Origin of the sequence: Ramlibacter aquaticus (assembly GCF_015159745.1) — a bacterium.
In the GTDB taxonomy this organism is placed as follows: Bacteria; Pseudomonadota; Gammaproteobacteria; order Burkholderiales; family Burkholderiaceae_C; genus Ramlibacter; species Ramlibacter aquaticus.
Window position 1 is genome coordinate 18543 of record NZ_JADDOJ010000040.1, and the last position, 17622, is coordinate 36164.

General features: G+C 68.9%; 15 protein-coding genes. 4 read left to right on the forward strand and 11 right to left on the reverse strand.

The annotated features are described in order from the left end of the window. Positions 1–110: 110 nt before the first annotated feature. On the forward strand, positions 111–1310 hold the full coding sequence (locus IM725_RS11205) for an amino acid aminotransferase (protein WP_193780676.1): 1200 nt from the start codon (positions 111–113) through the stop codon (positions 1308–1310). Positions 1311–1797: 487 nt separating this feature from the next. On the opposite strand, the gene ygiD is transcribed toward IM725_RS11205, so the two are convergent. Next, positions 1798–2649 (reverse strand): 4,5-DOPA-extradiol-dioxygenase, encoded by an 852-nt coding sequence (ygiD, locus tag IM725_RS11210; protein WP_193780692.1) that lies wholly within the window; start codon positions 2647–2649, stop codon positions 1798–1800. 186 nt (positions 2650–2835) lie between these two features. On the opposite strand from ygiD, the gene IM725_RS11215 reads away from it, so the two are divergent. Continuing rightward, entirely contained in the window at positions 2836–4209 is a 1374-nt protein-coding gene (locus IM725_RS11215) for a polyhydroxyalkanoate depolymerase (RefSeq protein ID WP_193780677.1), read from the forward strand. After that, positions 4206–4865: an electron transport complex subunit RsxB gene (gene rsxB, locus IM725_RS11220; RefSeq protein ID WP_193780678.1), complete on the forward strand. Its 660-nt coding sequence runs from the start codon at positions 4206–4208 to the stop codon at positions 4863–4865. The genes IM725_RS11215 and rsxB overlap by 4 nt, the downstream gene beginning before the upstream one ends. 12 nt (positions 4866–4877) lie before the next feature. Here the strand turns inward: rsxB and IM725_RS11225 are convergent, their stop codons facing one another. From IM725_RS11225 to scpA, 7 genes are all read right to left on the reverse strand, one after another. Next, positions 4878–5132 (reverse strand): hypothetical protein, encoded by a 255-nt coding sequence (locus tag IM725_RS11225; RefSeq protein ID WP_193780679.1) that lies wholly within the window; start codon positions 5130–5132, stop codon positions 4878–4880. Positions 5133–5224: 92 nt separating this feature from the next. Continuing rightward, positions 5225–6709, reverse strand: a complete 1485-nt coding sequence (gene pap / locus IM725_RS11230; protein WP_193780680.1) for a polyphosphate:AMP phosphotransferase — start codon at positions 6707–6709, stop codon at positions 5225–5227. 73 nt (positions 6710–6782) lie between these two features. After that, the gene (locus IM725_RS11235; RefSeq protein ID WP_193780681.1) at positions 6783–7268 is read right to left on the reverse strand and encodes a VOC family protein; all 486 of its coding nucleotides are present in this window, start codon (positions 7266–7268) and stop codon (positions 6783–6785) included. Between the two features lie 117 nt (positions 7269–7385). After that, on the reverse strand, positions 7386–9434 hold the full coding sequence (locus tag IM725_RS11240; protein ID WP_193780682.1) for an acetyl-CoA carboxylase biotin carboxylase subunit: 2049 nt from the start codon (positions 9432–9434) through the stop codon (positions 7386–7388). A 20-nt stretch (positions 9435–9454) separates the two neighbouring features. Next, a complete protein-coding gene (locus tag IM725_RS11245; protein ID WP_193780683.1) occupies positions 9455–10987 on the reverse strand; it encodes an acyl-CoA carboxylase subunit beta in 1533 nt (510 codons plus the stop codon). Between the two features lie 26 nt (positions 10988–11013). Next, positions 11014–12030: a methylmalonyl Co-A mutase-associated GTPase MeaB gene (gene meaB, locus IM725_RS11250; protein WP_193780693.1), complete on the reverse strand. Its 1017-nt coding sequence runs from the start codon at positions 12028–12030 to the stop codon at positions 11014–11016. 90 nt (positions 12031–12120) lie between these two features. Then, entirely contained in the window at positions 12121–14274 is a 2154-nt protein-coding gene (gene scpA / locus IM725_RS11255; protein WP_193780684.1) for a methylmalonyl-CoA mutase, read from the reverse strand. 138 nt (positions 14275–14412) lie between these two features. On the opposite strand from scpA, the gene IM725_RS11260 reads away from it, so the two are divergent. Then, on the forward strand, positions 14413–15051 hold the full coding sequence (locus tag IM725_RS11260) for a GntR family transcriptional regulator (protein WP_193780685.1): 639 nt from the start codon (positions 14413–14415) through the stop codon (positions 15049–15051). A gap of 58 nt (positions 15052–15109) precedes the next feature. On the opposite strand, the gene IM725_RS11265 is transcribed toward IM725_RS11260, so the two are convergent. The 3 genes from IM725_RS11265 to IM725_RS11275 are packed head-to-tail and all read right to left on the reverse strand — an operon-like array spanning position 15110 to position 17596. After that, a complete protein-coding gene (locus IM725_RS11265) occupies positions 15110–16288 on the reverse strand; it encodes an acyl-CoA dehydrogenase (RefSeq protein ID WP_193780686.1) in 1179 nt (392 codons plus the stop codon). A 21-nt stretch (positions 16289–16309) separates the two neighbouring features. After that, positions 16310–16714 (reverse strand): RidA family protein, encoded by a 405-nt coding sequence (locus tag IM725_RS11270; RefSeq protein ID WP_193780687.1) that lies wholly within the window; start codon positions 16712–16714, stop codon positions 16310–16312. A 24-nt stretch (positions 16715–16738) separates the two neighbouring features. Continuing rightward, positions 16739–17596: an enoyl-CoA hydratase family protein gene (locus IM725_RS11275; RefSeq protein ID WP_193780688.1), complete on the reverse strand. Its 858-nt coding sequence runs from the start codon at positions 17594–17596 to the stop codon at positions 16739–16741. Between the last annotated feature and the right edge of the window lie 26 nt (positions 17597–17622).

The window sequence follows — 17622 nt, forward strand, 5'->3', positions numbered from 1 at the left end:
GGAATGGGGTTGGCAGGCGCGGCTAAAATTCAGGGAAGCCGGACAGCGTACCGCACATCCGGCCGGCCGTGCCAGCGCACGGCCGCGAGCCCAACATCCCAAGGAATTCCATGTCTCTCTTCTCTGCCGTCGAGATGGCCCCCCGCGACCCCATCCTGGGTCTGAATGAGCAGTTCAACGCCGACACCAACCCCAAGAAGGTGAACCTCGGCGTGGGCGTGTACTACGACGACAACGGCAAGCTGCCCCTGCTGGAATGCGTGCGGGCGGCCGAGAAGCAGATGATGGAAGCCCCCAAGGCGCGTGGCTACCTCCCCATCGACGGCATCGCCGCGTATGACGCCGCCGTGCAGGGCCTCGTATTTGGTGCCGATTCCGAGCCCGTCAAGGGCAAGCGCGTGGCCACCGTGCAGGCCCTGGGCGGCACCGGCGGCCTGAAGATCGGCGCCGACTTCCTCAAGCGCATCAGCCCCAGTGCCAAGGTGCTGATCAGCGACCCCAGCTGGGAGAACCACCGCGCGCTGTTCACCAACGCCGGGTTCACCGTCGAGACCTACGCCTACTACGACGCGGCGCGTCGCGGCATCAATTTCGACGGCATGCTGACGGCCCTGAACCAGGCCGCCGAAGGCACCATCGTGGTGCTGCACGCCTGCTGCCACAACCCGACCGGCTACGACCTGACGCCCGCCCAGTGGGACCAGGTGGTCGCCGCGACGAAGGCGAAGAAGCTGGTGCCCTTCCTGGACATGGCCTACCAGGGCTTCGGCTCGGGCATCGCCGAGGACGGCGCGGTGATCGGCAAGTTCGTGGCCTCCGGCCAGGATTTCTTCGTCTCCACATCGTTCTCCAAGAGCTTCAGCCTGTACGGCGAGCGCGTGGGCGCCCTGTCGGTGCTGTGCGCCAGCGCCGAGGAGGCCTCGCGCGTGCTGTCCCAGCTGAAGATCGTGATCCGCACCAACTACAGCAACCCGCCCACGCACGGCGGCCAGGTGGTGGCCACGGTGCTGAACACCCCGGCCCTGCGCGCCCAGTGGGAAGAGGAACTGGCGGGCATGCGCCAGCGCATCAAGCAGATGCGCGTGGCCCTGGTCGAAAAGCTCAAGGCCGCCGGCGTGAAGCAGGACATGTCCTTCATCGCCCAGCAGGTCGGCATGTTCAGCTATTCCGGTCTCAGCAAGGACCAGATGGTGCGCCTGCGCAGCGAGTTCGGTGTCTATGGCGTGGACAGCGGCCGCATCTGCGTGGCCGCGCTGAACAGCAAGAACATCGACTACGTCTGCGAGTCGATCGCCAAGGTCGTCGGCTGAGCGGGAACCGCCGCCGGGGGCGTTGACCGCATCGGTTCACGCCGGGGCCGGCGTGTGGCGTTGATTCACGCTCGGGTAGGAGCGTCTTTCGAACCCCGCCCACGCCCGGGCCCCCGCGTCGTTCAGGCGCTGGTTCGCGCCCGGGCCGGGACCGGGGCGGCCCATTCCGCTCATGTCCCCCGCCGCGCTGCGCGCGGCTCCTCCTTGACTTCGCTCCATGAGCCGCCCCTGCCCCGGCCCTGGAGGTGCTGGCTCGCCAGCGCTGGGCGCACCTCGCATGGGCGCAACGCGCGTGGGCGCACCGATGCTTGAGGACCGGGATGGGTGGGGCCCATGCAGCGAAGTCAAGGAGGAGCCGTGCCGCGCGCGGCACGGCGGGGGACATGAGCGGAATGGGCCCCGCCCGTCACGGTCCGGGCGAGTAAGACCGTCCGTGCGCCCGGTTCAGACGCCGACAGGCCTGGACCCTGGCGCCAGAGAAGCGACCTCAAGCCCCGTGCCACACCATGCTGCGCATGGACAGCGAGGCCAGCTGGAAGCTGTCGTTGAGGTAGCGCACCCGCTCCCCGGGATCCACCGCACCCGCGGCGTGCAGCAGCGGCAGGTAATGGTCGTGCGTGGGCTGGGCCTGCCGCGCGGACGGTCCCCAGGCCTGGAAGTCGCGCAGGCCGGCCAGGTCGCCCTTGTCCACCCGGGCCTTGACCTGCTGGTCGAAGTCCACGGCCCAGTCGTAGGCCTGGCCGTCGGGCACCTCGCGCCGGACCTGGGCGAGGTTGTGGACGATGTTTCCGCTGCCCACGATCAGCACGCCCCGCTCGCGCAGGGGCTTGAGCAGGCGGCCCAGGGCGAAGTGCTCGGCCGGCGCCTTGTCGTAGTCGATGCTCAGCTGGACCACCGGGATGCGCGCCTGCGGAAACATGGGCTTGAGCACGGACCAGGTGCCGTGGTCCAGCCCCCACTGGCCCTCGTCGACCTGCAGCTGGGGCTGGAACACGGAGCGGCTCAGTTCGTGGGCGAAGGCCGGCGCGCCCGGGGCCGGGTACTGCTGGTCGAACAGCGCCTGTGGGAAGCCCCCGAAATCGTGGATCGTCTTCGGGGCGGCCATGCCGGTCAGCCACCAGCCGCGGGTGATCCAGTGCGAGGAGATGCACAGGATCAGCTGCGGCTGGGGCAGGCCGTGGCCGAATTCGGCGCCCAGGGCCTGCCAGCCGCGCCGCCAGCGGTTGTCGCCCACGGCGTTCATCGGGCTGCCGTGGCCGATGAACAGCACAGGCATCCGGGGGCTGGGCCTGAGCGAGGCCAGGGTGGCCAGGCCCGCGGCCTGCGCAAGGTCGTCCATCATCCCCCCTCCAGATGCGGCGAGCGCCGTCAGCGCCATGAAACTTCGCCGATTCATGATTGGTTCCTGCGGTTGCGTGAGCATTCTGGCCCAGCTCGCGCTAAACCCCCCTCTTTGTCAGTAGTTTTCCGCGCATCCGGCGAGGCCGGATCGCTGTATATTGCATTGCAACATACGGGACACCAGATGCTCTACCAACTTTTCGAGACCCAGCGGTCCTTCATGGAGCCCTTCGCGGACTTCGCCCAGGCGGCCTCCAAGCTCTATGGCAACCCGCTGTCGCCCTTCGGGCAGTCTCCCCTGGCCCAGCGCACCGCGGCCGGGTACGACCTGATGTACCGGCTCTGGAAGGACTACGAGAAGCCCGAGTTCGGCATCCGTACCGTAGACGTGGAGGGCGTGGAAGTCGCCATCCACGAACGCGTGGAGCTGGACAAGCCCTTCTGCGAGCTGCGCCGGTTCAAGCGCTTCACCGACGACCCGGCCACCCTGACCCGCCTCAAGGGCCAGCCGGCGGTGCTGATCGTGGCACCGCTGTCCGGCCACTACGCCACCCTGCTGCGCGACACCGTGCGCACCATGCTCAAGGACCACAAGGTCTACATCACCGACTGGAAGAACGCGCGCGACGTGCCGCTGGAACAGGGCGAGTTCCACCTGGACGACTACGTCAACTACGTGCAGTCGTTCATCCGCCACCTGCAGGGCACCTACGGCAACTGCCACGTGATCAGCGTCTGCCAGCCCACGGTCCCGGTGCTGGCCGCCATCTCGCTGATGGCCTCGCGCGGCGAGAAGACCCCGCTGACCATGACCATGATGGGCGGCCCCATCGACGCCCGCAAGTCGCCCACGGCGGTGAACAACCTGGCGATGAACAAGAGCTTCTCCTGGTTCGAGAACAACGTCATCTACCGGGTGCCGCCCAACTTCCCGGGCGCCGGCCGCCGCGTGTACCCGGGCTTCCTGCAGCACACGGGGTTCGTGGCCATGAACCCGGACCGCCACCTGTCCAGCCACTACGACTACTTCAAGCACCTGATCGCGGGCGACGACGCCAGCGCCGAGGCGCACCGCAAGTTCTACGACGAGTACAACGCCGTCCTGGACATGGACGCCGACTACTACCTCGAGACCATCAGCACGGTGTTCCAGGAATTCGCCCTGGTGCACGGCACCTGGGAGGTCCGCAACGAGGACGGCGAGCCGGAACTGGTGCGGCCGCAGGACATCACCACCACCGCCCACTTCACGGTGGAAGGCGAGCTGGACGACATCTCCGGCGCCGGGCAGACCGAGGCGGCCCACGGCCTGTGCCAGGGCATTCCCAAGGACCACCAGAAGCACCTGGAGGTGAAGGGTGCGGGCCATTACGGCATCTTCAGCGGCCGCCGCTGGCGCGAGGTCGTGTACCCCCAGGTGCGCGACTTCATCCTGCAGTTCAACGAACAGGACGCCGAGCCCAGGCCCCGGGCGCGCGGCCGTGCGGCCACGAGTGCGGCGGCCCGCAAGTCCACGCGCGCGGCCAGCGCCACCACGAAGGCCCGCAAGCGCGCTTGAGCCCCGAGGCGCGCCGCATCCACGCCCTGCTGCCGCAGACGCAATGCACGCGCTGCGGCTGGCCGGACTGCGCCGGTTACGCGCAGGCCATCGCCGCGGGCGAAGCCGGCATCAACCAATGCCCGCCCGGCGGCGCTGAAGGCGTCGCACGGCTGGCGGCGGCCACCGGCCAGCCGGTGCAGGCGCTGGACCCGGCCTTCGGCGTGGAGGGCCCGCGCAGCGTCGCGGTGATCGACGAGGCCTGGTGCATAGGCTGCACGCTGTGCCTGGACGCCTGCCCCACCGACGCCATCCTGGGCACCCACAAGCGCATGCACACCGTGGTGGAACCCCACTGCACGGGCTGCGAGCTCTGCATCCCGGTGTGCCCGGTGGACTGCATCTCGCTGGAGAACGTGACCGGTGAACGCACGGGCTGGCAGGCCTGGTCGGCCGCAGAGGCCGCCGGTGCGCTGTCACGCTACGAATTCCGTACCCTGCGCCTGGAACGCGAGGCCAGGGAGCAGGCCGAGCGCCTGGAGGCCAAGGCCCGTGAGACGCTCGCCGGCCTGGAGGCGCTCACGCACAGCGCCACCGGCGTGGAGGCCGAGCGCAAGCGTTCGGTGATCGAGGCCGCCCTGGCCCGCGCCCGCGAGCGGCGCGCGGCCAAGGGCTGAGCACGGGCAGGCTCAGCCCAGCGCGGGCTCGTGCCGCGGCGCGGGACGCAGGGCCCGCTGCAATTCCAGCCGCCGGAAGATGCGCATGGCCAGCTCACGCAGGGCGTCGTCGGCCGAGGTGTGGGCCAGGCGCAGTTGCTCCAGGGCGTAGCGGCGGTCGAACAGCATGAAGGTGCGGCTGATGCACAGCCCGTCCTGCGCCATGCGCAGCTCGAAGGCCTGCAGGTCCTCGTCGGCCGCATGGATCGCGTCGTGTCTCGTTGCCATGGTTCCAGCCTCCATTTCGTCAGCGTGTGACTGGAGTTTCGGGCCGGATGGCCGCTTCTTAAGGCCGGAAAAGGGCCTGCAAGCCCGCGCATTCAGCCCGCCAGGGCCTTTTCGATGCGCTCGCACACCCGCGTAAGCACCTCGATGCGGGCCAGGAGCTTGTCGTCCGTCGCCACCACATGCCAGGGCGCCACGTCGGTCGAGGTGCGCTCCAGCATGTCGCCCGCCGCCACCTCGTAGAGGGGCCATTTCTTGCGGTTGCGCCAGTCGTCCTCGGTGATCTTGAACTGCTTGAAGGGCGTTTCCTTGCGCGCCTCGAAGCGGCGCAGCTGCTCGTCGGGCGTGATGGCCAGCCAGAACTTGAGCACCATCGCACCCGCCTCGGCCAGTTGTTCCTCGAAGGCGTTGATCTCGTCGTAGGCCCGCATCCAGTCGGCCTCGGTGCACAGGCCCTCGACCCGCTCCACCAGCACCCGGCCGTACCAGGAGCGGTCGAACAGGGCGGTGTGGCCGCGGTGGGGCACGTGCCGCCAGAAGCGCCACAGGTAGGGCTGGGCACGCTCCTCGTCGCTGGGCGCCGCGACCGGAATGACACGGTAGTGGCGCGCGTCCAGCGCGCCGGTCAGGCGGCGTATGGTGCTGCCCTTGCCGCCGGCGTCCATGCCCTCGAACACCAGCACCAGCGAGCGCTGGTGGAAGCGCGGATCGCGGCTCAGGGTGGCCAGGCGGAACTGCAGGTCCTCCAGCTTGCGCTCATAGGTCCTGCGCTCCAGGCGGCGCGTGTAGTCGAAGGAGGCCAGCAGCGTGCGCCCATCGATGGGCGGACGGGGCGGCGGGACTGCGGCAGGGGGCGCTGCGGGGCGCACCGGCTTCACCACGCCCTGCAGGGCGTCCAGCAGGATCCCGCCCGCGGTGAGTGCGCGGTACGCCGGGTCCGCGCCCTCGATCACCTGCCAGGGCGCCTCGCCCGTGCTGGTCTTGCGCAGCGCCTTCTCGGCGACGGCCACGAACTCGTCGTAGTGCTTGTGCCGCTCCCAGTCGTCGGCGGTGACGCGCCAGGCGTTGCGGGGGTCCTTCTCCAACGCGCGGAAGCGCTGCCGCACCGCCTTCTTGGACAGGTGAAACCACAGCTTCACCAACACCGTGCCTTCGGCCGCCAGCATGCGCTCGAACTGGCGGATGCGCTCCAGCCGCTGGGCGAAGCGGGCCTTGCGCTCGTGGCCCATGACGTGGGCGAGGATGGGGTCGGTGTACCAGGAGCCGAAGAGGATGCCGATGCGGCCCTTGGCCGGCATCACGTGCCAGAAGCGATGCATCTCCGGCCGCTGCGCCTCCACGCCGCCGACGGCGCCGAAGGCCTCGGTGCGGATGTGGCGCGGGTCCATCCACTCGTTGAGCAGGTTGACCGTCTCGCCCTTGCCGGCGCCGTCCACCCCGTTGACCAGGATGATCACCGGCGAACGGGCCTGGGCCAGCAGCTGGTACTGGGCCTGGAGCAGGGCCGAGCGCAAGGCAGGCTCGCGCGCCTTGTAGTCCTTCCTGGAGACCTTGTGGCCGATTTCAGCGGATTCGAACATCGCAGGGGGCCATCCTGCCGCGATTCGGCGCCGCGTGCACGCGGCCGGGCTTGATGCCCGTCAAGCCGCGGCCTCAGCCGGCGCTGGCGGCCAGGGCGGCAAAGGCCTTCACGACCTCTGGCGGCGCCTGCACCAGTTCGATCAGAACGCCCTCCCCGCCCACCGGCAGCTCCTCGCTGCCCTTGGGGTGGACGAAGCAGATGTCGAAGCCCGCCGCGCCGCGCCGGATGCCACCGGGCGCGAAACGCACGCCCTGGGCGCTGAGCCATTCCACGGCCACCGGGAGGTCATCGATCCACAGGCCCACGTGGTTCAGGGGCGTCGCGTGCACGGCCGGCTTCTTGTCCGGGTCCAGCGGCTGCATCAGGTCGACCTCGACCTTGAACGGGCCGCTGCCGATGGCGCAGATGTCCTCGTCCACGTTCTCGCGTTCGCTCTTGAAGGTGCCGGTCACCTCCAGCCCGAACATGTCCACCCACAGCTTGCGCAGGCGCAGCTTGTCGGGTCCGCCGATGGCGATCTGCTGGATGCCCAGCACCTTGAAGGGTCGATTGATCATGTCATTCCTACAGCGCGTGAAGCGCGGCCTCCAGTCCAGGGCCACCGCGGAACCGGCTCTGCCGGGCCGCTGGTGGCGCCCCCTTAGGGGGAGGCGCCGTAAGGCGCTTCGGGGGGGTTATTCAAATTCAACGATGGGCTGGTCGACCGCCAGGCTCTCGCCCTTCGAAGCGAGGACCTTGCCGACCACGCCGTCCGCCGCGGCGAAGAGCACGTTCTCCATCTTCATGGCCTCGATCACGGCCACGCGCTCGCCCGCCTGCACCTTCTGGCCCGGCTGCACGGCCACGTCCACCAGCAGGCCCGGCATGGGCGAGAGCACGTAGCGGCTCATGTCCGGCGGCGCCTTGTAGGGCATGAGCGCATGCAGCTCGGCGGCACGCGGGCTGAGGATCAGGGCATCGAGCCGCGTCCCGTTGTGCACCACCCGGCGCGCCAGCGGGTTCTTGCCCGCCACGCGGTCCACCTGGGCGGTGAAGGGCTGGCCGTTCACCTGGCCGCGGATGCGGGCGGCGCCCAGGTGCCAGCTGCTACAGATTTCGTAGCGCTTGCCGCCCGTCTCCACCACGCTGCTGCCCTCGTGGGCGTTGAAGTCGCGCACGATGACGCTCTGGCGCCGGTGCTCGCCGCCCTCGTCCAGGAGGACGGCGACATAGTCTTCGCCGACCTCGAACTCATGTCCCGGGAGCTGGCCGCTGATGCCGCTCGCACGCTGCAGGGCGCGGCGGTTGACGTAGGCAGCCAGGGCCACCAGGAAGTCCGGGTCGTCGTGCGGCACGTCGGCGGCGTTGAAGCCCTTGCCGTAGTGCTCGGCGATGAAGCCGGTGTTGAAGTCGCCGGCGACGAACTTCGGGTGCGCCAGCAGCGCCGCCTGGAAGGGGATGTTGCTGGAGATGCCGCGGATCACGAAGCCGTTCAGCGCTTCGCGCATCTTGGCGATCGCCTCATGCCGGTCCTTGCCGTGCACGATGAGCTTGGCGATCATCGAGTCGTAGTACATGGGGATCTCGCCGCCGTCCTGCACGCCGGTGTCCACACGCACGCCATACAGGTGTTCGGTGTCCGACGCCCACATGGTCTCGCGCGGGGGCTGGAAGCGCACCAGGCGCCCGGTGGAAGGCAGGAAGTTGCGGAAGGGGTCTTCCGCGTTGATCCGGCACTCCATGGCCCAGCCATTGCGCTTCACGTCGGCCTGGGTGAGGGGCAGCGTCTCGCCCGCGGCGACGCGGATCATGAGCTCCACCAGGTCCAGGCCGGTGATGCACTCGGTCACCGGGTGCTCCACCTGAAGGCGGGTGTTCATCTCCAGGAAGTAGAAGCTCTGGTCCTTGCCGACCACGAACTCCACCGTGCCCGCGCTCTGGTACTTCACGGCCTTGGCCAGGGCCACGGCCTGCTCGCCCATGGCCTTGCGGGTGGCGTCGCTGATGAAGGGCGACGGGGCCTCCTCGATCACCTTCTGGTGGCGGCGCTGGATGGAGCACTCGCGCTCGTTCAGGTAGATCACGTTGCCCTGGGAATCGCCCAGCACCTGGATCTCGATGTGGCGCGGCTCCTCGACGAACTTTTCGATGAACACGCGGTCGTCGCCGAAGCTGTTGCGCGCTTCGTTGCGGCAGGAGGTGAAGCCCTCGAAGGCTTCCTTGTCGTTGAAGGCCACGCGCAGGCCCTTGCCGCCGCCCCCGGCCGAGGCCTTGATCATCACCGGGTAGCCGATGTCACGGGCGATGGAGACGGCCTGCTCGGCGGTCTCAATCGCATCGTTCCAGCCCGGGATGGTGTTGACGTTCGCTTCCTTGGCCAGTTTCTTGGAGGCGATCTTGTCGCCCATGGCGGCGATGGAGTAGTGCTTGGGCCCGATGAAGGCGATGCCCTCCTCCTCGACGCGCTTGGCGAAGCCCTCGTTCTCGGACAGGAAGCCGTAGCCCGGGTGCACGGCCTCGGCGCCGGTCTGCTTGCAGGCGGCGATGATCTTGTCGGCCAGCAGGTAGGACTCGCGCGAGGGCGCGGCGCCGATGTGCACCGCCTCGTCGGCCAGCTCCACGTGGCGGGCGTCCTTGTCCGCGTCGGAATACACGGCCACCGTCTTGATGCCCATCTTGCGGGCGGTCACGATCACGCGGCAGGCGATCTCGCCGCGGTTCGCAATGAGGATTTTCTTGAACATGTTCTTGTGCTCCGCGCCGGTCAGAGGGGGATGTTGCCGTGCTTGCGCCACGGGTTTTCCAGTTTTTTGTCGCGCAGCATGATCAGCGACCGGCAGATGCGCTTGCGCGTCTCGTGCGGCTGGATCACGTCGTCGATGAAGCCGCGCGCGCCGGCCACGAAGGGGTTGGCGAAGCGGGCCTTGTACTCGGCCTCGCGCGCCGCGAGCTTGACCGGGTCGTTCTTGTCTTCGCGGAAGATGATCTCCACCGCGCCCTTGGCGCCCATCACCGCGATCTCGGCGTTGGGCCAGGCGAAGTTCACGTCGCCGCGCAGGTGCTTGGAGCTCATCACGTCGTAGGCGCCGCCGTAGGCCTTGCGCGTGATCACGGTGATCTTGGGCACCGTGCACTCGGCATAGGCGTACAGCAGCTTGGCGCCGTGCTTGATGATGCCGCCGTATTCCTGGCTGGTGCCCGGCATGAAGCCCGGCACGTCGACGAAGGTGAGCACCGGGATGTTGAAGGCATCGCAGAAACGCACGAAGCGCGCCGCCTTGATCGAGCTCTTGATGTCCAGGCAGCCGGCCAGCACCAGCGGCTGGTTGGCCACGATGCCCACCGTCTGGCCTTCCATGCGGGCGAAGCCGATGATGATGTTCTTGGCGTACTCGGGCTGCAGCTCGAAGAAGTCGCCGTCGTCCACGGTCTTGGCGATCAGCTCCTTCATGTCGTAGGGCTTGTTGGCGTTGTCGGGCACCAGCGTGTCCAGCGACAGGTCCATGCGGTCCGCCGGGTCGTTGCTGGGCCGCACCGGCGGCTTCTCGCGGTTGTTCAGCGGCAGGTAGTTGTACAGGCGGCGCAGCATCAGCAGCGCCTCCACGTCGTTCTCGAAGGCCAGGTCGGCCACGCCGCTCTTGCTGGTGTGGGTGCCGGCGCCGCCCAGTTCCTCGGCCGTGACCTCCTCGTGCGTCACGGTCTTCACCACTTCCGGCCCGGTCACGAACATGTAGGAGCTGTCCTTGACCATTAAGATGAAGTCGGTCATGGCCGGCGAGTACACCGCGCCACCGGCGCAGGGGCCCATGATCATGCTGATCTGCGGCACCACGCCCGAAGCCATCACGTTGCGCTGGAACACGTCGGCATAGCCGCCCAGGGAGGCAACGCCCTCCTGGATGCGCGCGCCGCCGGAGTCGTTCAGGCCGATCACCGGTGCGCCCACCTTCATGGCCTGGTCCATCACCTTGCAGATCTTCTCGGCATGCGCCTCCGACAGCGCGCCGCCAAACACGGTGAAGTCCTGGCTGAAGACGAACACCAGGCGGCCGTTGATCATGCCGTAGCCGGTGACCACGCCGTCGCCGGGGATCTTGTTGTCCTGCATGCCGAAGTCCGCGCAGCGGTGCTCGACGAACATGTCCCATTCCTCGAAGGTGCCCTCGTCCAGCAGCAGCTCCAGGCGTTCGCGGGCCGTGAGCTTGCCCTTGGCGTGCTGGGCGGCGATGCGCTTGGCGCCGCCGCCGGCGCGCGCCGCGGCGCGCTTCTTTTCAAGTTGTTCGAGGATGTCGTGCATGTCGTTCTCCGGAAACTGGGGGAAGCTCACCCGGCCGCCGGGCCGGGCTCCTGGGAAAGCGGGGTGTGGCGCGCGGCCAGCAACTGGCGCGCCGCGGTCGACGCGGGCAGGCGGCCCGCCGCCACCGCCTCGCTCAGCTGGGGCAGCAGCGCGCGCACGGCGGGCTGCTCGCGGAATTCATGGCGCAGGCCCGACTCGATGCGTTCCCACATCCAGGCCAGGGACTGCTGGCGGCGCCGCGACTGCAGGCGGCCGCTGGCCTCCTGGCTGGCGCGGAAGCTGGCCACCGTGTCCCAGAAGGCCTGCAGGCCCTGGCCCTGCAGGGCGCTCAGCGTGAGCACCTGCGGCCGCCAGACGGCCTCGCCGGGCTGGCCACGGCCGTGCTGGGTGAACAGGCGCAGCGCGCTCGTGATCTGGGCCTGGGCGCGGGTGGCCGCGTCGGCGTCGATGTCGACCTTGTTGATGAGGACCAGGTCGGCCAGCTCCATCACGCCCTTCTTGATCGCCTGCAGGTCGTCGCCGGCATTGGGCAGTTGCATGAGCACGAACATGTCGGTCATGCCGGCCACGGCGGTCTCGCTCTGGCCCACGCCCACGGTCTCGACGATCACCACGTCGTGGCCGGCCGCCTCGCACAGCAGCAGGGCCTCGCGCGTCTTTTCGGCGACGCCGCCCAGGTTGCCGGCCGAGGGGCTGGGGCGTATGTAGGCGCGTTCGTGCACCGACAGCTGCTCCATGCGGGTCTTGTCGCCCAGGATGGAGCCGCCCGACACCGTGGAGGACGGGTCCACCGCCAGCACGGCGACGCGGTGGCCCTGCGCGATCAGGAACAGCCCCAGCGCCTCGATGAAGGTGCTCTTGCCCACGCCGGGCACGCCCGAGATGCCGAGCCGGAACGAGCGCCCGGTGTGCGGCAGCAGCTGCGTCAGCAGCGCATCGGCCTGCGCGCGGTGGTCGGCCCGCGTGGACTCCACCAGCGTGATGGCCTTGGCCACGGCGCGGCGCTGCGCCGGGCCCGGCTCGCCCAGGATGTGCGCCGCCAGTGAACCGGGTTCGGCCCCCGTCGCCGCGGGCCGACCCGCCGGACCGGGCTCTGGCGCCAGCGCTTCGGGTCGCAAGGTCCCAGCCACGGATCAGCCTTGCTGGGCCTTGCGGATCTGCTCGAGCACGTCCTTCGCGCTCGCGGGGATGGGCGTGCCGGGGCCGTAGATGCCCTTCACGCCGGCCTCGTAGAGGAACTCGTAGTCCTGTTGCGGGATGACCCCGCCGACGAAGACGATGATGTCGCCGCCGCCCTGCTTCTTCAGCTCCTCGATGATGGCGGGCACCAGGGTCTTGTGGCCGGCTGCGAGGGTGGAGACGCCGACGGCGTGCACGTCGTTCTCGATGGCCTGGCGGGCGCACTCCTCGGGCGTCTGGAACAGCGGACCCATGTCGACGTCGAAGCCCAGGTCGGCATAGGCCGTGGCCACGACCTTGGCGCCCCGGTCGTGCCCGTCCTGGCCGAGCTTGGCGATCATCACGCGCGGACGGCGCCCCTGGTCGCGGGCGAACTGCTCGATCTCGCCCTGGAGCTTCTCCCAGCCTTCGGCCGAGTCATAGGCTGCTGCGTACACGCCGGTCACCTTCTGTGTGTCGGCGCGGTGGCGCCCGAAGACTTTCTCCAGCGCGTCGGAGACCTCGCCCACGGTCGCGCGCAAGCGCACGGCCTGGATGGACAGGTCCAGCAGGTTGCCCTGGCCGGATTCGGCCGCGGCCGTGAGGGCATCGAGCGCCTTCTGAACCGCCGCCGCGTCGCGCGTGGCGCGGATCTTCTGCAGGCGCGCGATCTGCTGGTCGCGCACCTTCATGTTGTCGATGGCGAGGATGTCCACCGGGTCTTCCTTGGCCAGGCGGTACTTGTTGACGCCCACGATCACGTCCTTGCCGGAGTCGATGCGGGCCTGCTTCTCGGCCGCGGCCGCCTCGATCTTCAGCTTGGCCCAGCCCGAGTCGACGGCGCGCACCATGCCGCCCATGGCCTCGACCTCCTCGATGATCTTCCAGGCGGCGTCGGCCATGTCCTGGGTCAGCTTCTCCATCATGTAGCTGCCGGCCCAGGGGTCGATCACGTTCGTGATGTGCGTCTCTTCCTGGATGATGAGCTGGGTGTTGCGGGCGATGCGCGAGCTGAACTCGGTGGGCAGCGCGATCGCCTCGTCGAAGCTGTTCGTGTGCAGCGACTGCGTGCCGCCGAACACCGCGGCCATGGCCTCGATGGTGGTGCGCACCACGTTGTTGTAGGGGTCCTGCTCGGTGAGCGACCAGCCCGAGGTCTGGCAGTGGGTGCGCAGCATCAGGCTCTTGGGGTTCTTCGCGCCGAAGCCCTGCATGATGCGGTGCCACAGGAGGCGCGCGGCGCGCATCTTGGCCACCTCCAGGTAGAAGTTCATGCCGATGGCCCAGAAGAACGAGAGCCGGCCGGCGAACTCGTCCACGTCCAGGCCCTTGGCCAGCGCGGTCTTCACGTACTCCTTGCCGTCGGCCAGGGTGAAGGCCAGCTCCAGCGCCTGGTTCGCACCCGCCTCCTGCATGTGGTAGCCGGAGATCGAGATCGAGTTGAACTTCGGCATGTTCTTCGCCGTGTACTCGATGATGTCGCCGATGATCCGCATGCTCGGCTTGGGCGGGTAGATGTAGGTGTTGCGGACCATGAACTCCTTGAGGATGTCGTTCTGGATGGTCCCGGACAGCTTGTCCTGCGCAACGCCCTGCTCCTCGGCCGCCACCACGTAGCCCGCCAGCACCGGCAGGACCGCGCCGTTCATGGTCATGGACACCGACACCTTGTCCAGCGGGATGCCGTCGAACAGCACCTTCATGTCCTCCACCGAGTCGATGGCCACGCCCGCCTTGCCCACGTCGCCGGTCACGCGCGGGTGGTCGCTGTCGTAGCCACGGTGGGTGGCCAGGTCGAAGGCCACGGAGACGCCCTGCCCGCCGGCGGCCAGGCCCTTGCGGTAGAAGGCGTTGGATTCCTCGGCGGTGGAGAAACCGGCGTACTGGCGGATCGTCCAGGGGCGCGAGGCGTACATGCTGGCCTGGGGGCCGCGCAGGTAGGGCGCGAAGCCGGGCAACGTGTTGGTGTTCGCCAGCCCGTCCAGGTCTTCGGCCGTGTACAGCGGCTTCACGGTGATGCCGTCGGGCGTCACCCAGTTCAGCGCCGCCAGGTCGCCGCCCGGGGCGGTCTTGGCGGCGGCCTTCTTCCAGGCGTCGAGTTGCTCGGGCGTGAGGGCGTTGTGGCTCATGGCGTGGGGCTGTGGTTGCGTGCGGTTCCGCAGTGTGCGGGGCGAGGCTGCGCGCCTGCCCCCTCTCTGCGGGTTGGCCCGGATCTTACATCATTCATAATTATTGATAAAGAATTTCATACACTTTAGAATCCGCCCATGGCTTCTGCGCTCACGCTGTCCCCCCGCGCCCTCTACGAGGAGGTGGCCGAGCAGCTGCGCCAGCGCATCTTCCGGCGTGAGCTGGAGCCTGGCAGCTGGATCGACGAGGTGAAGATCGCCCAGGAGTTCGGGATCAGCCGCACGCCCCTGCGCGAAGCCCTGAAGGTGCTGGCGGCCGAAGGCCTGGTGACCATGAAGGTGCGGCGCGGGGCCTACGTGACCGAGGTGTCCGAGAGCGACCTGGCGGACGTGTACCACCTGCTGGCGCTGCTGGAAAGCGACGCGGCGCGCGTGGTGGCGAGCCGTGCCAGCCCCGGCGAACTGGCCGAACTGCAGGCCTTGCACGCCAGCCTGGAGGCGGCGGCGGGCCAGCGCGAGCGCTTCTTCGCCATCAACGAGCGCTTCCACATGCGGCTGCTGGAGATCGCCGGCAACCGCTGGCGCAACCAGATGGTGGAGGACCTGCGCAAGGTCATGAAGCTGAACCGCCACAACTCCCTGCTGAAGTCGGGCCGCATGGAGGAATCCATGCTGGAGCACCGCGCCATCGTGGCGGCGCTCGCGGACCGGGACGCCGAACTGGCGGCCCGCCGCATGCAGGAACACTTCAGGAACGGGCTGGAAGCCGCGGCCTGAGCCCGGGGGGGCCGCAGGCCGCGCGGCAGGCAGGGCTGGCGCCCCGCCCTGCCCCGCCTCAGAACGCCGGAATGCCCGTCTGCGCACGCCCCAGGATCAGGGCGTGGATGTCGTGGGTGCCCTCGTAGGTGTTCACCACCTCCAGGTTCACCAGGTGGCGGGCCACGCCGTACTCGTCGCTGATGCCGTTGCCGCCCATCATGTCGCGCGCCATGCGGGCGATGTCCAGCGCCTTGCCGCAGGAATTGCGCTTCATGATGGAGGTGATCTCCACCGCCGCGGTGCCCTCGTCCTTCATGCGGCCCAGGCGCAGGCAACCCTGCAGGCCCAGCGTGATCTCGGTCTGCATGTCGGCCAGCTTCTTCTGGATGAGCTGGTTGGCGGCCAGGGGCCGGCCGAACTGCTTGCGGTCCAGCACGTACTGGCGGGCCCGGTGCCAGCAGTCCTCGGCGGCGCCCAGCGCGCCCCAGGCGATGCCGTAGCGGGCGGAGTTCAGGCAGGTGAACGGGCCCTTGAGGCCGCGCACCTCGGGGAAGGCGTTTTCCTCGGGGCAGAACACCTCCTCCATCACGATCTCGCCGGTGATGGAGGCGCGCAGGCCCACCTTGCCGGAAATCTTGGGCGCGGACAGGCCCTTCCAGCCCTTCTCCAGCACGAAGCCGCGGATCGCGCCCTCGTCGTCCTTGGCCCAGACCACGAACACGTCGGCGATGGGCGAGTTGGAGATCCACATCTTGCTGCCGGTCAGCTTGTAGCCGCCGTCCACCTTGCGGGCGCGCGTGACCATGCCGGCGGGGTCGGAGCCGTGGTTGGGCTCGGTCAGGCCGAAGCAGCCGATCCACTCGCCGGTGGCCAGCTTGGGCAGGTACTTCTGCTTGGTGGCCTCGTTGCCGAACTCGTTGATCGGCACCATCACCAGGGAGGATTGAACGCTCATCATGGAGCGATAGCCGGAATCGACGCGCTCCACCTCGCGGGCGATCAGGCCGTAGCAGACGTAGTTCAGGCCGGCGCCGCCGTACTGCTCGGGGATGGTGGGGCCCAGCAGGCCCAGCTCGCCCATCTCGCGGAAGATGGACGGATCCGTCTTCTCCTCGCGGAAGGCGGCCAGCACGCGGGTGGCCAGGCGCTCCTGGCAGTAGGCGCTGGCGGCTTCGCGCACGGCGCGCTCGTCGTCGGTGAGCTGTGCGTCCAGCAGCAGCGGATCGTCCCAGTGGAATGCGGCTTTCGCGGCCATCGAAAAATCCTTCTCAGTACATCAATCCGGCAACATGGCCGTGGCTTCGATCTCGACCTTGGCCCGGTCCTCGATCAAGGCCCGCACCTCCACTGCCGTCATGGCGATGTCGTAGTGCCCGATCAATTCGCGGAAGGCGCGCCCCACCTCGGCGGCAGCGGCCAGGTATTCGCGCTTGTCGGTCACGTACCAGGTCATCCGAACGATATTTTCAGGCTTTCCGCCCGCCTCGCGCAGAACATCGGCGACATGGCCGAGCGCCTGGCGGGCCTGCTGGCCGAAATCATCGCTCTGGAAGACGCCCTGGGCGTCCCAGCCGATCATCCCGGACAGGAAGAGCATGCGCCCCGGGCCCTGGGCCAGGACGCCGTTGGCGTAGCCCCGGGGCCGCGGCCAGCCGGGCGGAAGGATGGCTTGGTGGTTCATGGTCGTCCCTGTTGGGTGGGCATCTCAGCGGCCCTCGAAGCTCGGCCGCTGGCGCGCCACGAAGGCCTCGTAGGCGCGCCGGAAGTCGCCGGTCATCATGCACAGCGCCTGCGCCTGGGCCTCGGCCTCGATGGCCTGGTCCAGCGTCATGGCCCATTCCTGGTGCAGCATGGTCTTGGTGATGCCGTTGGCGAAGGTCGGGCCGGCCGCCAGCTCGGCCGCCAGCGCCTGCGCCGCGCCCAGCAGCGCGTCGGGCTCGCACAGGCGGTTGAAGAAGCCCCAGCGCTCGCCCTCCTCCCCGCCCAGGGAGCGGCCGGTGTAGAGCAGTTCGCTGGCCCGCCCCTGGCCGACGATGCGCGGCAGCATGGCGCAGGCGCCCATGTCGCAGCCCGCCAGGCCGACGCGGTTGAAGAGGAAGGCCGTCTTGCTGCGCGCCGTACCCAGGCGCAGGTCCGAGGCCATCGCGAGGATCGCGCCCGCGCCGGCGCAGACGCCGTCCACGGCGGCCACGATGGGCTGCGGGCAGCCGCGCATGGCCTTCACCAGCTCGCCCGTCATCCGGGTGAAGGCCAGCAGCTCGGGCGCCTCCAGCTGCAGCAGCGGGCCGATGATCTCGTGCACGTCGCCGCCCGAGCAGAAGTTGCCGCCGGCGCCCGTGAGCACCACGGCGTGCACGTCGTGCGCATGGCGCAGGCGCCCGAACAGCTCGCGCAGCTCGGCATAGGACTGGAAGGTGAGCGGGTTCTTGCGCTCGGGCCGGCTGAGGGTCAGGGTGGCGACGCCCGACTGCACCTGCCAGTGGAAGTGGCGGGCCACATGGCCGGCCAGGCTCTGCAGGTTGCCTTCGGCGAGGCCGGGGTCTATGCGGGGATGGGGCTGCATCAGGCGAGGTCCTCGAGGTGGGTGGG

Coding starts and splice junctions, on each gene's coding strand:
- IM725_RS11205 (WP_193780676.1), top strand. CDS start 111: ATGTCTCTCTTCTCTGCCGTCGAGATGGCCCCCCGCGACCCCATCCTG.
- IM725_RS11275 (WP_193780688.1), bottom strand. CDS start 17,596: ATGCAGCCCCATCCCCGCATAGACCCCGGCCTCGCCGAAGGCAACCTG.
- IM725_RS11270 (WP_193780687.1), bottom strand. CDS start 16,714: ATGAACCACCAAGCCATCCTTCCGCCCGGCTGGCCGCGGCCCCGGGGC.
- IM725_RS11265 (WP_193780686.1), bottom strand. CDS start 16,288: ATGGCCGCGAAAGCCGCATTCCACTGGGACGATCCGCTGCTGCTGGAC.
- IM725_RS11215 (WP_193780677.1), top strand. CDS start 2,836: ATGCTCTACCAACTTTTCGAGACCCAGCGGTCCTTCATGGAGCCCTTC.
- IM725_RS11245 (WP_193780683.1), bottom strand. CDS start 10,987: ATGCACGACATCCTCGAACAACTTGAAAAGAAGCGCGCCGCGGCGCGC.
- ygiD (WP_193780692.1), bottom strand. CDS start 2,649: ATGGACGACCTTGCGCAGGCCGCGGGCCTGGCCACCCTGGCCTCGCTC.
- IM725_RS11235 (WP_193780681.1), bottom strand. CDS start 7,268: ATGATCAATCGACCCTTCAAGGTGCTGGGCATCCAGCAGATCGCCATC.
- IM725_RS11225 (WP_193780679.1), bottom strand. CDS start 5,132: ATGGCAACGAGACACGACGCGATCCATGCGGCCGACGAGGACCTGCAG.
- pap (WP_193780680.1), bottom strand. CDS start 6,709: ATGTTCGAATCCGCTGAAATCGGCCACAAGGTCTCCAGGAAGGACTAC.
- IM725_RS11240 (WP_193780682.1), bottom strand. CDS start 9,434: ATGTTCAAGAAAATCCTCATTGCGAACCGCGGCGAGATCGCCTGCCGC.
- IM725_RS11260 (WP_193780685.1), top strand. CDS start 14,413: ATGGCTTCTGCGCTCACGCTGTCCCCCCGCGCCCTCTACGAGGAGGTG.
- scpA (WP_193780684.1), bottom strand. CDS start 14,274: ATGAGCCACAACGCCCTCACGCCCGAGCAACTCGACGCCTGGAAGAAG.